We start from the raw sequence: 14,771 nt of genomic DNA, 5'->3' as shown, positions 1-14,771 counted from the left end.
TATTAAAATCATGAAAAAAATTGCTTTTTTAGCATCGCTATTACTTTGTATAGGATTGACCATCCTTTCCTGTAGTAAAGACGACGGGACAGATAGCCCGAAAGAAACAGGACTAAAAATTACAAGTTTTAGCCCATTGGAAGGAAATGTGGGTACCACTGTCTGGATTCAGGGATCAAATTTTAGTTCCACCAAATCCGACAATACCGTAAAAATTGGAAATACCACCGCACCCATAACAAGTTCCTCGGCCACCGAAATCTTTATCACGGTTCCTGAAGGGGCGACCACGGGAAAGATAAGCGTTACCGTTGGGGTCAAGACGGTAACTTCGAGTGCCTTGTTTACGGTTGAACCTAATGTAGTGCCAACCGCTATTGAAATAGACAAAGAAGCGCTTGAAATCTTCACTGGTGAAAGTGCAGTCCTTGAAGCTATGGTTACGGGTGATGGTAGTGCAAAGCCCATAACGTGGTCCTCCAACAATGAAAACGTGGCTATAGTGGATGATAATGGGAATGTTACTGCCCTGAATTCCGGAAATGCCGTTATTTCTGCTGAAGTGGATGGTGTTTCCGACATGTGCGAAATAACCGTAAATCCTAATGTTTATGTCGCTGGATATCAAAGCATAGGTGGCACAAATGTAGCTCATGTATGGAAGAATGGGGAACCTATCGCTTTAAGTGATGGTTCTAGTGAGGCCAGAGCATATTCTGTTTTTCCTTTATCAGATGGAGAAACTTTCTTTGCTGCTGGGTATGAGAATGTTAATGGAGATGATAGGGCTAGGGTTTGGTTCGATGGCACTTTAATTCCTTTGACCGATGATTCAAATCCGTCCTATGCAAATTCAATCGCGGTAAGTAACGAAAAACTAATGGTAGCTGGTTCTGAACGAATAAATGGCGTTCAAGTGGCCAAACTATGGGTGGACGGGATTGTCACGGACCTTTCCGATGGAACAACGGACAACTATGTTACAGGAATGTATGCGGTCGGATCCAGTGCTTATGTGGCAGGATATGAAACTACCGATCAAATAACTCAGGCTAGATATTGGGGGTTTGGGTCGAACATACCTGTATCTTTTAGCTCTAACGATACTTTTGCCAACGCCGTTTTTGCCAATGGCTTTGGTGTTTTTACAGTAGGGCATGAAATAATCGATGGGATTAATGTAGCTAAATTATGGGTAAATGGTGGAGATACAAGTATTACCGATGGTACAAGCAATGCTAGCGCAAACTCCGTGTTGGTATTTGAATCAGATCTATATGTAGTAGGGTATGAAGAGGAAGGAGGTATCAGCGTGGCCAAATTATGGGTGAATGATATCGCCACCAACCTTACGGATGGAACCAATGAAGCGCGTGCAAATGCTGTTTTTATATTTGAAAACGATGTTTACGTGACTGGTTATGAAGTGAAAAATCAAATCTTCACTGCTACTATGTGGAAGAATGGAGAGCCCATAGAACTGGGTGATGGTTTGGAAAACAGTAATTCTTATTCCATATATGTAAAATAATTTAATCTTTTAAATAGCAACTGCCTTAACAATTTAGTTGGGCTTTTGGTTTCACTATTATAGATTTTATTATCTTTTAAACAAGGGCACCGAAGAACAAGCCTCCCCATACATCATGCTTTTGGCCACGCGCTGTATTTTTTCAATCGCCATGAGGTAGGCATTTTCTGGAACGGGCTTTTTGGAGCAGCCTTTTATGATCACAGGCTTGTCTGCGTATGGAGATACGTCCAAGTCTTGTAGAATTGTTTGGTAAAGTGCTGTTTCCAAATCTTCGAGGCTCCCAACCACCACTTTTTTGGCAAAGGGGGTCAATTTGGAAGCAATTAGCATAAACGCCCATCCGGGCACAATGGCATCGGTGGAGCATTGCAGGGCCACATAACTATCTTGGTAGGTAGACCATTCGTGTTCCTCGACATGGGTTCTGAACTCCTTTTCGCGTAAAATAATACCTTCCAACAACCAGTCTTTAATATCCAGAACCTTGCGTTCCCCTTTGGGATACAATTCCTCTAGATCAAAAGTGACCAGTTTGCTTTGGGCTACTCTGTTTATTATATCAGACATAAGATTTCAGGTTTCAGTACTCAGATATCAGACTTCAGATGTCAGATTTCTGAAAAATCAATCATTGTTTGTTTTCTAAATGTTTTATCAATCCATGAAGGGTCTTGGAAATTTCATCACAAAGCTGGTATACTTTATCGAACAGTTCCTTTCTAATATAGTCCGTATCCAACGCTAAATAGAGCTGTGACTTTACTTCGTAACATGATGCTTTGGCCACATTCAAAAAATAAATGAACTCTTTGTCAGTTTTTCTTCCATAACCTTCCGCAATATTCGAAGAGATAGAAATCGAAGCTCTTCTAATTTGGTCCCGCAACGCAAAATCCCATTGAAAACCAGTATCGCAGGTAATCCTATAAATTTCCTTGTTGAGCTTTCGGGCTAGCTTCCAAGAAATGATTTGTTCAAACCCCTTATCCATAATAGCATGCACTATTTTAGATATCCGAGGTTATGATACCTTATTTTTTAAGATTCTATGCTTTTAACTAATTCTTGAACTCTGACGCCTGATTTCAGATATCTGACATCTGAAAAACTACAACAGTCCCAGCTCCAACTTTGCTTCCTCGCTCATCAATTCTTGGGTCCAAGGGGGATCAAAGGTGATTTCCACCTCCACATCATTTAAATCATCAAGGGATTTTACCTTTTCTTCCACTTCAACAGGCAAGGTTTCCGCCACAGGGCAATTGGGCGACGTTAAGGTCATCAAAATCTTTACATCGTTGTCTTCATTTACGAACACGTCGTAAATCAATCCTAATTCATAAATGTCCACAGGAATTTCTGGGTCATAAATGGTCTTGAGAACCCTTACTATTTTCTCTCCCAATTCTTGGGTATCTATGGTGATTTCTTCGCTCATCTTGTTCTAATTTAATTGTGTTTGGTAGGCTACGGCGTACAGTTTCAATTGCTTTACCATGCTTACCAGTCCATTGGCACGGGTTGGGGATAAATGCTCTTTCAATCCAATTTCGTCAATAAAGGCCGTATCGGCTTCAATGATGTCCTGCGGTTTTTGGTTGCTAAAAGCGCGAATCAAAATAGCAATGATCCCTTTGGTGATGATGGCATCACTATCCGCAGTGAACACCAATTTGTCACCATCCAACTCAGCGTGCACCCAAACCTTACTCTGGCAACCTTTAATAAGGTTGTCATCCACTTTGTATTGTTCTTCAATCAAGGGAAGGGATTTGCCCAGTTCTATCATGTATTCGTAGCGCTGCATCCAGTCGTCGAATAGGGAGAACTCGTCAATAATATCTTCCTGTATTTCTTGTATGGTCATGTGTCTGATTTCTTCAAAAGTACAACTCGGACAAATGCGTATCAAGTCTTTAAGACAAAGATAACGAATCGGTTATTCCAACATGCTTTTGGCGCGTTTTACGCCTTCCACCAGCTTATCAACCTCTTCCCTGGTGTTGTAAAAACTGAAACTGGCCCGAACCGTACCTGGAATTTTATAAAAATCCATAATGGGCTGGGCGCAATGGTGTCCGGTACGGACAGCGATGCCCAATTTGTCCAGAATGGTGCCAATATCATAGGGGTGAATCCCTTCAATATTGAACGAAATCACCGAAGTTTTGTGCTTGGCGTTGCCATAAATACGTAACCCTTCAATACTCAGCAATTGCTCCGTGGCATAGTGCATAAGTTCATCTTCATATTGGGCAATGGCTTCAAACCCGATGCTGTTCATATAATCCAATGCGGCACCAAAGGCGATTCCCCCGCAAATGTTCGGCGTTCCTGCTTCAAACTTGTGGGGCAGATCGGCATAGGTGGTTTTTTCAAAGGTGACCTCTGCAATCATTTCACCCCCACCTTGGTAGGGCGGTAATTTTTTGAGCCACTCCTCTTTACCATACAACATCCCTACACCAGTCGGTCCACACATTTTATGGGCCGAAACCACATAAAAATCCACATCCAATGCTTGCAAATCTGGCTTGATATGGGCAGCAGCCTGTGCGCCGTCAATCAAAACCGAAGCACTTACTTTGTGGGCCGCCTCAATAATTTCTTCAATGGGGTTGATGGTGCCCAAGGCGTTTGAAACATGGTTACAGAACACCAACTTGGTCTTTTCCGATAACAGTTTATGGTATTCCTCCATGATCAGTTCTCCCTCTACATTCATGGGAATGACTTTCAGGGTCGCACCGGTACGTTCGCACAACATTTGCCATGGCACAATATTGGAATGATGCTCCATGGCCGAAACAATGACCTCATCCCCTTTCTGCAAAAAAGAAGTGAATCCAGTGGCCACTAAATTAATGCCATGGGTGGTGCCGGAGGTAAAAATCACCTCTTGCGATTTCGCAATGTTGAAATGCGCCTGAATCTTCTTTCGGGCCACTTCGTAGGCATCCGTAGCTTCTTGGGAAAGGCTGTGTACCCCACGGTGGATATTGGCATTATAGCCTTGATAATACTCCACAATCACATCAATAACCTGCTGCGGTGTTTGGGATGTTGCCGCATTGTCCAGATACACCAAAGGTTGCCCATTGACCTTTCGGTTGAGGATGGGAAAATCCTTTCGGATGGTGGCGATATCGAGAGAGGTTTGTATCATGAGTTTCCCCTTATGGGTTGCAGTCCTTAAAGCTCAAATCCAACGCGAACGCCCAACTTGTTGGCGATAATCTTGTTGATCCGAACCTTTAATTCTGGAATTCGAACGCTTTCCAATACGTTGTTGGCGAAGGCATACATCAACAATGCTGTGGCCTCTTTTTTGGGTATTCCCCTTGATCTTAGGTAGAATAAAGCTTCCTCATCCAACTGACCAATGGTACACCCGTGGGAACATTTTACATCGTCGGCAAAAATCTCCAATTGCGGTTTTGAGTTGATGGTGGCCTTATCACTGATCAAAATGTTGTTGTTCTGCTGAAAAGCATCGGTTTTTTGGGCAATTTTGTCCACAATGATCTTTCCATTGAAAACCCCAGTGGAGCGTTCCCCAAAAATTCCTTTATAATCTTGATGGCTTTCACAATTTGGTTGGGCATGGTGCACCAAGGTATGATGGTCCACATGCTGCTTTTCGCCCAAAATGGTCACCCCTTTTAAGGTTGAATCGATACGCTCCCCGTTTTGATAGAAGTTCAGGTTGTTACGGGTCAATTTTCCTCCAAAGGAAAAGGTATGCACCCGAACCACGCTGCTGTCCTTCTGCGAAATATAGGTGTTGTCCACCAACGAAGCATTATCATTGTCATTTTGCACCTTGTAGTAGTCCACAATAGCATCCTTGCCTGCAAAAATCTCGGTTACGGAATTGGTGAAGACCTCATTGTCTGTTAAACTTTGGTGACGCTCTATGATCTGCACTTCGGCATTTTGCTCTGCAACGATCAAATTTCGAGGCTGTAACATCAGCGCGGCTTCATTGCCCGTGGCCAAATGCAAGATTTGGATGGGCTTTTTGGGCATTTTGTTCTTTGGAATATAGATATAGGCTCCTTCCTTGCAAAAAGCGGTGTTCAATGTGGTCAAAGACTCGTCTTTGGAAGCGGCTTTGTTGAAGTACACATCAATCACCGGGCGGAACATGGGCTTGCTGAACGCGGAGCTCATCAAACACACATCCACCCCATCATGGGTAGTTTCAGATAGGTATGAACTGTAGACCCCATCTACAAAAACAATCTTGTAGGTGTCTATCTCATGCAAAAAGTACTTCTTGATGTCCTTGTACTCCAGGGTATTTTCCTGTTTTGGGAAAATGCTGAAGTCCACCTTTTGCAAGCTGTTCAGTGACGTATATTTCCACGCTTCCTCTTTTTTGGAAGGAAACCCTTTTTCCTCAAAGTTCTTGATTGCCTCAGAGCGTACATCATGAACAGGGTGGTCCAAGTCCATAGTGTTCTCAAAAGCCAAGAACGATGAGAGTAATTTATCTTTTAAATCCATTCTTTTTCAGTTGTCAGAGTTCAGACATCAGATATCTGATATCAGAAGTCTTTAAATTATTATACCGTGGCTTCTTGCTTTAACCAATCGTATCCTTTTTCTTCCAATTCCAAGGCCAATTCCTTGGTGCCGGATTTCACGATTTTACCATCATGCAATACATGAACGTAATCTGGAACGATGTATTCCAACAAACGCTGGTAGTGGGTAATCACGATGATTGCATTGTCCTTGCTACGCAATTTGTTGACCCCATTGGCCACAATACGCAACGCATCAATGTCCAATCCAGAGTCGGTTTCATCCAAAATGGCCAGTTTGGGTTCCATCATGGCCATCTGGAAGATTTCGTTACGTTTTTTCTCCCCACCGGAAAATCCTTCATTCAGGGAACGAGACAAGAACTTGCGGTCAATCTCCAACAATTGCGATTTCTCACGAATCAGTTTCAGCATTTCGTTGGCGGGCATATCTTCCAAACCACGAGCCTTTCTGGATTCGTTGATGGCCGTTTTGATGAAGTTGGTCACCGATACACCAGGGATTTCAACCGGATATTGGAACGACAAAAAGATACCTTTATGGGCTCTTTCTTCTGGGGCCAATTCTTCCAAATCTTCACCTTCCAAGGAAATGCTTCCTTTTTTGATTTCGAATTCTTCTTTTCCGGCAATCACGGAAGCCAAGGTACTCTTCCCTGAACCGTTGGGGCCCATAATGGCGTGTACCTCTCCTGCATTTACCTCAAGGTTGATGCCCTTCAGGATTTTTTTGTCATCTATGCTGGCGTGTAAATTTTTGATTTCTAACATCTGTTCTTCTTCAAATTATTTTTGTCGGTTGACTAATGCTTTAATATTATCCTACGGAACCTTCAAGGCTGATTTCCAATAATTTTTGTGCCTCCACAGCAAATTCCATCGGAAGTTTGTTCAATACCTCCTTACTGAAACCATTCACGATCAAAGCGATGGCTTTTTCCGTATCGATTCCACGTTGGTTGCAATAAAAAATTTGGTCCTCACCAATTTTACTGGTAGTGGCCTCATGCTCAATCTGAGCCGTTTTATTTTTCACCTCAATGTATGGGAAGGTATGTGCTCCACATTCATTTCCCATCAACAAAGAATCACACTGGGAAAAGTTTCGTGCATTTTCTGCCCTGCTGTTCACCTGTACCAATCCTCGGTAACTGTTCTGTGATTTTCCTGCAGAAATTCCTTTGGAGATGATCGTACTTCGGGTGTTTTTTCCCAAGTGAATCATCTTCGTACCCGTATCCGCCTGCTGAAAATTATTGGTCACCGCGATGGAATAAAACTCACCGATGGAATTGTCTCCCTTCAAAATGCAGGAAGGATATTTCCAAGTAACGGCTGAACCTGTTTCCACCTGAGTCCAAGAAATTTTGGCGTTTTTTTCGCAAAGACCTCGTTTGGTCACAAAGTTGAAAACTCCACCTTTCCCTTCTTTATCGCCAGGGAACCAGTTCTGAACGGTGGAATATTTAATTTCGGCATTATCCAGAGCGATGAGTTCTACAACCGCAGCATGCAATTGGTTTTCGTCTCGCATGGGCGCAGTGCATCCTTCCAAATAGCTCACGTAGCTTCCTTCATCGGCAATGACCAAGGTCCGCTCAAACTGACCTGTTCCGGCTTGGTTGATTCGGAAATAGGTGGACAATTCCATAGGACAACGCACTCCCTTTGGAATGTAGCAGAAAGACCCATCAGAAAAAACCGCTGAATTCAATGCCGCATAAAAATTGTCCTTTTTGGGCACTACCGAGCCGATATATTTTTTCACCAACTCTGGGTGTTCCTTGATTGCTTCTGAGATGGAGCAGAAAATAATACCCTTTTCAGCCAAAGTCTTTTTAAAGGTGGTGGCCACAGAAACGGAATCCATTACAATATCCACAGCAACCCCAGCCAGTTTCTTTTGCTCATCCAAGGAGATACCCAGCTTTTTGAAGGTGTCCAACAATTCGGGATCTACTTCATCCAAACTGTTGTATTTGGGTTTTTTGTTGGGTGCGGAATAATAGGAAATATCCTGAAAATTGGGCTTCTTGTACTTCACATTGGCCCATTCCGGCTCCTTCATTTGTTCCCATGCCCTAAAAGCTTCCAAACGCCAAGCAGTCATCCAATCCGGCTCCTCTTTCTTTTTGGAAATGGCAATGACGATTTCCTCGTTCAATCCCTTGGGCAGGGTGTCCGATTCTATATCTGTGTAGAAACCATACTCATACTCCTTGGTTTCCAGTTCTTTTTTTAATTCTTCTTCTGTATAAGCCATAAACTTAAGTTAGTCAAATGAACGCTCTTTATCAAGCCTTAGAGTGAAAAACTCTCCCCACAACCGCAAGTGCGCTGTGCATTGGGGTTGTTAAAGACAAAGCCTTTTCCGTTCAATCCCCCTGAATATTCCAATGTAGTGCCCACGAGGTATAAAAAACTCTTTTTATCTACGATGATGCGCACGGCATTATCTTCAAAAATCTTATCGGTATCAGCAGCTGATTTATCAAACTTCAATTCATAGGACAAACCGCTGCACCCTCCACTTTTTACACCTACACGCACAAAATCGGTGCTGGCATCATAACCTTCCTCGGTCATGAGCGACACCACTTTCTGCTTAGCAGTTTCCGAAACTTTTATCATCTTAACTGGATTTGTTCTAAATAGCCCACAAATATACTGTATAAGTAGGGTTTTTCCATAGTTCCTAACATATTAATAACGAATACTGGCATAAGTTTTTGCTATAAAAAAAGGCCAACCTAAACTAGGTTGGCCTATATCCATACGTGACATGTGGTTAATTATCGTCTCCTATCTTGTCAATAGTTTCATCGATTTCCTCATTCACCTCTTCGTCAACTTCTTTACCTACCTTTTCCAAAACGCCTTCATCGTCTTCTTCCACTGTTTTTTCTATGACCTCGGGTTTCTCTTCTTTTTGCTCTCTGCAAGAGAAAAATGCACTGATGGAAACCACTGTCATTACTATTAAAATCAACTTTTTCATTATCGTATGTTTTAATTCGTATTCGCTCAAAGATATTGATTTGGAATTACTTCAATTTTATGACAACCAAATCGGACATGCCTTTTGCCTCAATATCTTCAAAATCAGTGCTGGACGAATTTCCAATAAGTACCACACTTCCATCCGAACTTTGTACCACATCGAACCCAAAGTCAAGGTCGGTCCCCCCAAACGTTTTTTGGTAAACAAGCTTTCCATCCGCATCGGCCCGAACAACCCAAAAATCATTTTCACCATGATTCTCCAAAACATCACCGTTCATGCTCTTTGAGTTTCCGGCTATCAAGAAACCTCCATCTGCCGTTAGACCCAACCCTCTGGCATCGTCAAACTCGGTTCCGCCAAAGGTTTTCTCCCAAAGCAACTTTCCATCATTATCTATTTTGATGAGCCACACATCGGACTCTCCATGATTTTTGGAAATGTCGGTATCGGTACTGAAGGTGTGTCCTAAAATGGCGTAGTTTCCGTCCAAGGTCTTTTTGATGTCATACGAAACCTCGATACCTGTTCCGCCAAAGGATTTTTCCCAAACCAAAGTTCCATCCGGCGCTACTTTAACGACCCAAAAATCGTAGCTTCCCTTGGTGTTTGATACATCAAAATCGTCACTTTCGGAAAAGCCTGCCATCACATAGCTGCCATCATCTGCCTGAACCACTCCGTGGGCGCGATCGTTGTTGGTTCCCCCAAAATAGCGACGCCATTCCAAATTACCATCGGCATCGAGCTTGGTGCCCCAAAATTCCCCCACCCCATGACTGGTCAGCGAGCTTGATCCTTTTCCAAAATTTCCCTCACCATCAGAGAGGGTCACATCCAAAAACCCGGCAAAAAAGAAGCCCCCATCGGTAGTTTGAATGACATCATACGAATGGTCGTGTCCTGCAAATCCAAAACTATGCTCCCATAAAATGTTGCCTGCTGCATCCAACCGAAGAATCCAATTGTCATGGAACCCTTCGTTGTTGCTCCCATCTCCATCATCGCTCATTGCATAGCCCACAATGGCGTAACCTCCATCCGAAGTCTGAATCACAGCTTGGCCTAAATCTTCCTTGCTTCCACCGTAGGTTTTACTCCATTCTTTGTTGCCCTCAGAATCCAGTTTCAAGAGCCAATAATCACTTACGGCCAGAGTTTTATGGGCCAAGTCTCCATCGGTACTATTGCTAAAGCCCAAAATGGCATAACCTCCATCCGCAGTTTGAATGATATCATGCCCTGCATCTTCTCCCGAGCCCCCAAAACTTTTGATCCATTCCACTTCACCGAGAAAGGAGTCTTGCAATGGTGTATCGGTTGGCGAATCATCATCAGAGCATGACAACAGACTCATCATAAAGAAAATATATCCGAGCTTTTTCATGGCTTAATTGGATTTTTGAACCACGAACAACCCTGCCTCGGTATCGTTGATGATGATTTTGCCACTTTCAAAATAGGGGTAAACACTCCAAACACCATCAAATCCGGGTACGTTGTTGGAAGGGTGGGTGTCGAAAAAACCTGTTTCGGTAATGGTTTCTGAGTCAATGCCTGAAATGTCCAAAACCCGTATTCCTGCTGAATAATTGGCCAAGAAGAATTCGTTCCCTTTTACATAACCGTTATGGTCCGTGGCCGAAGTGGGACCAATGTACGTAGTGTGCAGCACAGGATTGTCCAAATCGGTCATATCAAAAACCAGAGTTCTGGAATCAAAACCAAAATTGATTTCATCGGTTTCATCGCCCAAAATGTAATAGCGATGATTGTCTGTAAACCACCCTTGATGGGTATATCCTCGATTTGCGTACGTGAGAGTGGCAATTTCAGTCGGGTTGGATTTATCGGTAATATCGGCAATGGCTATCTGGGTTTCATTGGCTCCAATAAAAATTTCTCGCCCCGAATAATCGGTGTCCGGTCCATTGTACGTAATCACTTGGGCATCATGCGTGTAGCCATTGGCACCATAACCTCCCACTCCGGTTGGACTGGTTGGATTTTGGATATCTACAAAATGGACGCCTCCATTAAACGCATCATTTCGAGCTGTTCCTACAGGGTAAGCAAAACCCGTTTCTTCATTGATCACAATATTGTGGGCATTCCCAATTCCAGTATAGCGGGCATCCGAAGCAAAGAGCTGTGGCGGGTCTGTAACATTGCGTAGTTTCTTTAGGTCGAAAACCTGCATACCATGGTTAGCGGCTTCGGACACAATAAAGGCATAGTCCCCATACACTTTAATATCTCGCCAAATACTGGATTCAGTAGCGGTGGGAAGTTTTCCCAGATAAACTGGATTTGAAGTATCGGTAATGTCCACAAAGGCAGTGCCGTTATCCAATCCGACCAATGCGTATTCGTTCCCGGTGGAAGCATCGGTCCAACCCCAAATGTCATTCCCAGCACTTGCTTTGAAAGCATCCAATCGCATCTGAAAAAGAAGGTCATATCCTTCACAGGGGTAAACCGTTGCTATTCCTGCTTCACATGGGGTAAATCCAAGAAAAACACTTCCGTCCCCAATATCCGGGCCATCATCAACCATACCCATTCCATCATCTTCTCCCGAATCAACAGTTCCATCGCCAGAGCACGACGCAAAAAATAAAATGACTAAAAATGGTATTAACGCTTTCATTCCCATAACATAGCAATTGAAAGTTTGTTTTCTTTTAAAGATACAATTTAAAATTATCCTTTTTACTTTTGCCGAATGCTAGAAGACAAGAATCCACAACGTACATCACTTGAAGAATTGGGAGAATTTGGCCTGATTGACCACCTTACCCAAAACTTTGAACTGCACCACCCTTCATCCAAAATGGGCATTGGAGATGACGCTGCCGTTTTGGATTTCAAGGACAAAAAAACGGTGGTTTCCACCGATATGTTGGTGGAAGGGGTACATTTTGACCTCAGTTATACCCCTCTAAAACATTTGGGCTACAAATCGGTCATGGTGAACCTATCCGATATTTATGCCATGAATGCCGAAGCTACCCAAGTAACGGTTTCCATAGCCGTTTCTAATCGATTTCCGTTGGAGGCCTTGGAAGAATTTTATGCTGGAGTGGCCTTGGCTTGCAAACTTTATAATGTGGATTTGGTAGGGGGAGACACCACTTCTTCCAACAAAGGAATGCTCATTAGTGTTACGGCTTTGGGGATGGCTCAAGAAAAGGATATAGTTTATCGTAAAGGGGCTAAACCGAATGACCTTTTGGTGGTCACCGGAGATTTAGGTGGTGCCTATTTGGGACTACAAGTTTTGGAACGGGAAAAAGAAGTTTTTAAGGTCAACCCGGAAAGTCAACCCGATCTGGAACCTTACTCCTATATTGTGGAGCGCCAGCTGAAACCGGAGGCGCGCAAAGACATTGTGGAACTGCTCAAAAAACTGGAAGTAAAGCCCACTTCCATGATTGATATCAGCGATGGATTGTCATCGGAAATTCTGCATCTCTGCAAGCGAAGTGATGTAGGCTGCAACCTTTTTGAAGATAAAATTCCGTTGGACCCAACGGTGATTTCCACCTCCGAAGAGTTTCAAATGGATAGCACCATGATAGCGTTGAGTGGTGGAGAGGATTACGAATTATTGTTTACCATAGCCCAAGCTGATTTTCCCAAAATAAAAGCCAATCCCAATTTGACTGTCATTGGTCACATCACCGATAAGAGCGAAGGTGCACATCTTATTACCCGCGCTGAAACCAAAATTCCGCTTAAGGCCCAAGGATGGAATTCTTTTTAACGGATAGACACAAAAAATCCCGAAACTCAAGGGTATCCACTTCATGGTCTTGGGGCACGCGACCTGTATAGCAGTAGGTACTTTCTTAAGTCCGGGATAAACCGTAAAAACTTCTTGAAGAAAAAAAATGGTTACGCCACGCGCTGTACCAATTTTGTTCTTCGTTTTCTGTACATGTCCTCTAAAGTGTTGTTGATTTCCTGCATCTGGGGAGTCAAAATAGAAAGTCTACCACTAACATCTGTGGTAACTTCTTTTTGACAATGGACGCACTTGTATTCCTTAATGTGTTGTGTAACTTTTTTGGAAACTACATAGTGGTGACCAAATACGTTGCAGAATAAAGAAGAGATTTTGTTGCCATGGTGGTGGGTAGAAGTTTTCATAAGCCGGTTGTGTTTTAGGTAAGCATCGATGCGATTTGGGGATCGTTTAAAATGCCGTTTTGATTAATTAGTAATTTTCAGTTATACGTTTGATTTTAAGTTAATGGTTTTCTATCTCAACGAATGTTGATAACTTTTTATTTTGATCAAATTTGTGCAACTACTTTTTTTCGATGAAATACATCATAATCGTCAAAAAGTCAATTATTTTCGTTGAAGCGCACTTTCGAAATATACTACATTGCCTGATAATTATCAACATCTTATGAACAAAAAAACGTTAACAATTACATCGTTTGCCCTTTTTTCCCTCTTTTTTGGAGCGGGCAATCTTATCTTGCCGCCTCTTTTGGGATTTAAATCAGGTGATTCTTGGTGGTTGGTCACTTTGGGATTTTGTCTATCTGCTGTTTTGATTCCCATTTTGGGCATTTTGGCCCATGCCCGACTCCAAGGTACACTGTTCGATTTCGCTAAAAAGGTATCCCCAACGTTCAGTTTGGTGTATTGCTACCTGATCTATGCCATCGCCATTGCCCTCCCCTCGCCCAGAACAGCATCGGTAACCCATGAGATGGCCATTCAGCCCCTCTTTGATTCCTCTTCCTTGCTCACCAGTCTCATTTACTTTGCGTTGGTTTTCGTATTTGCCATCAATCGGTCCAAGGTGCTGGATATCGTTGGAAAACTGCTCACCCCCGGCATCCTTATTATTCTTTTGCTCATTGTGGCTACAGCTTTAGGTACTTTGGATTTTGATTTTTCCACTTCGGAACTAAAACATCCGTTGAGTGATGGCATTTTGGAAGGCTACCAAACCTTTGATGCCATTGGTGCTGTGGTCGTGGGAGCCGTCATTATTATTTCCATCAATATAAAAGACAAAACGGCGAGTTATGAAACCAAAAAAGACCTCATACGAAAGGCAGGATTTTGGGCCGGATTGGGATTGCTTCTCGTCTATGCCGGGCTCATTTTAACTGGGGCTTTATTCAGTGATGTTTTTGCCTCGGACATTACCCGAACCACCCTTTTAAGTGGTATAAGCACCGAAACCCTTGGTAGCACTGCCACCCTATTCTTGAGTCTTTTGGTAAGTCTAGCTTGTTTTACCACCGCTGTTGGGATTGTTACGGGGACTTCGGATTTTGTACGCGCTCGGTTCAACGACTCAAATGTGGCCTACCGAATAACTGCACTGTTTGGATGCCTTTTAGGCGTGCTAATAGGTCAGTTTAATGTGGGATATATTATTGCAGTGGCCCTACCGGCACTCATGTTTATCTACCCCATTACCATTATATTGATTCTTTTGAATGTTGTTCCTGAAAAATGGGCGTCACCAGCCGTCTTCAGGTGGGTGGTCATCACCACAATTGTTTTCAGTATTCCTGATTTTTTGGGCACCCTTGGCTTTTTGGTGCCCTACCACTACTTAGAATGGTTGCCACTGGCCCAATTTCAATTGGGATGGATATTGCCTGCGGTGGTGGCTTTTATGGTTGGCAATATAAAATGATCATTTTTGAAATCT

The 14,771-nt window shown here is 43.0% G+C and carries 16 protein-coding genes; 3 read left to right on the top strand and 13 right to left on the bottom strand.

What is annotated here, in order from left to right; all coding sequences use genetic code 11:
• The first annotated feature begins 10 nt into the window (after positions 1-10).
• The gene (locus tag ACFSJE_RS10980; RefSeq protein WP_379831020.1) at positions 11-1,531 is read left to right on the top strand and encodes an IPT/TIG domain-containing protein; all 1,521 of its coding nucleotides are present in this window, start codon (positions 11-13) and stop codon (positions 1,529-1,531) included.
• A 69-nt stretch (positions 1,532-1,600) separates the two neighbouring features.
• Here the strand turns inward: ACFSJE_RS10980 and ACFSJE_RS10975 are convergent, their stop codons facing one another.
• The 12 genes from ACFSJE_RS10975 to ACFSJE_RS10920 all read right to left on the bottom strand — a co-directional run bounded on the left by ACFSJE_RS10975 (position 1,601) and on the right by ACFSJE_RS10920 (position 11,735).
• Positions 1,601-2,101: a DUF2480 family protein gene (locus ACFSJE_RS10975; protein ID WP_379831019.1), complete on the bottom strand. Its 501-nt coding sequence runs from the start codon at positions 2,099-2,101 to the stop codon at positions 1,601-1,603.
• Positions 2,102-2,162: 61 nt separating this feature from the next.
• Complete coding sequence (locus ACFSJE_RS10970) at positions 2,163-2,525, bottom strand: four helix bundle protein (protein ID WP_379831018.1); 363 nt, start codon at positions 2,523-2,525, stop codon at positions 2,163-2,165.
• 117 nt (positions 2,526-2,642) lie between these two features.
• Positions 2,643-2,972: an SUF system Fe-S cluster assembly protein gene (locus ACFSJE_RS10965; RefSeq protein ID WP_379831017.1), complete on the bottom strand. Its 330-nt coding sequence runs from the start codon at positions 2,970-2,972 to the stop codon at positions 2,643-2,645.
• Between the two features lie 6 nt (positions 2,973-2,978).
• Positions 2,979-3,401 (bottom strand): SufE family protein, encoded by a 423-nt coding sequence (locus ACFSJE_RS10960; RefSeq protein WP_379831016.1) that lies wholly within the window; start codon positions 3,399-3,401, stop codon positions 2,979-2,981.
• A 72-nt stretch (positions 3,402-3,473) separates the two neighbouring features.
• Complete coding sequence (locus ACFSJE_RS10955; protein ID WP_379831015.1) at positions 3,474-4,700, bottom strand: aminotransferase class V-fold PLP-dependent enzyme; 1,227 nt, start codon at positions 4,698-4,700, stop codon at positions 3,474-3,476.
• 26 nt (positions 4,701-4,726) lie between these two features.
• Positions 4,727-6,043 (bottom strand): Fe-S cluster assembly protein SufD, encoded by a 1,317-nt coding sequence (gene sufD, locus ACFSJE_RS10950; protein WP_379831014.1) that lies wholly within the window; start codon positions 6,041-6,043, stop codon positions 4,727-4,729.
• Between the two features lie 59 nt (positions 6,044-6,102).
• Positions 6,103-6,855, bottom strand: a complete 753-nt coding sequence (sufC, locus tag ACFSJE_RS10945) for a Fe-S cluster assembly ATPase SufC (RefSeq protein WP_379831013.1) — start codon at positions 6,853-6,855, stop codon at positions 6,103-6,105.
• Between the two features lie 46 nt (positions 6,856-6,901).
• Positions 6,902-8,347, bottom strand: a complete 1,446-nt coding sequence (sufB, locus tag ACFSJE_RS10940; RefSeq protein WP_379831012.1) for a Fe-S cluster assembly protein SufB — start codon at positions 8,345-8,347, stop codon at positions 6,902-6,904.
• A 38-nt stretch (positions 8,348-8,385) separates the two neighbouring features.
• Positions 8,386-8,715 carry a HesB/IscA family protein gene (locus tag ACFSJE_RS10935; protein ID WP_379831011.1) on the bottom strand — a complete coding sequence of 110 codons (330 nt, stop codon included), beginning with the start codon at positions 8,713-8,715 and terminating at the stop codon, positions 8,386-8,388.
• A 157-nt stretch (positions 8,716-8,872) separates the two neighbouring features.
• Positions 8,873-9,082, bottom strand: a complete 210-nt coding sequence (locus ACFSJE_RS10930; RefSeq protein WP_379831010.1) for a hypothetical protein — start codon at positions 9,080-9,082, stop codon at positions 8,873-8,875.
• Between the two features lie 46 nt (positions 9,083-9,128).
• Positions 9,129-10,472, bottom strand: coding sequence for a hypothetical protein (locus ACFSJE_RS10925; protein ID WP_379831009.1), 1,344 nt, complete (start codon positions 10,470-10,472; stop codon positions 9,129-9,131).
• Between the two features lie 3 nt (positions 10,473-10,475).
• Complete coding sequence (locus tag ACFSJE_RS10920) at positions 10,476-11,735, bottom strand: choice-of-anchor B family protein (RefSeq protein WP_379831008.1); 1,260 nt, start codon at positions 11,733-11,735, stop codon at positions 10,476-10,478.
• Between the two features lie 75 nt (positions 11,736-11,810).
• On the opposite strand from ACFSJE_RS10920, the gene thiL reads away from it, so the two are divergent.
• Positions 11,811-12,851: a thiamine-phosphate kinase gene (thiL, locus tag ACFSJE_RS10915; RefSeq protein ID WP_379831007.1), complete on the top strand. Its 1,041-nt coding sequence runs from the start codon at positions 11,811-11,813 to the stop codon at positions 12,849-12,851.
• Positions 12,852-12,982: 131 nt separating this feature from the next.
• Here the strand turns inward: thiL and ACFSJE_RS10910 are convergent, their stop codons facing one another.
• Positions 12,983-13,237 (bottom strand): hypothetical protein, encoded by a 255-nt coding sequence (locus ACFSJE_RS10910; RefSeq protein WP_379831006.1) that lies wholly within the window; start codon positions 13,235-13,237, stop codon positions 12,983-12,985.
• A 265-nt stretch (positions 13,238-13,502) separates the two neighbouring features.
• Here ACFSJE_RS10910 and brnQ point away from each other — a divergent pair, with 265 nt between their 5' ends.
• Positions 13,503-14,756, top strand: coding sequence for a branched-chain amino acid transport system II carrier protein (gene brnQ / locus ACFSJE_RS10905; protein WP_379831005.1), 1,254 nt, complete (start codon positions 13,503-13,505; stop codon positions 14,754-14,756).
• Positions 14,757-14,771: the final 15 nt, after the last annotated feature.

This window comes from Flagellimonas iocasae (genome assembly GCF_042682725.1).
GTDB classification, from domain to species: Bacteria; Bacteroidota; Bacteroidia; order Flavobacteriales; family Flavobacteriaceae; genus Flagellimonas; species Flagellimonas iocasae.
This window is presented reverse-complemented; position numbering and strand designations above follow the sequence as displayed.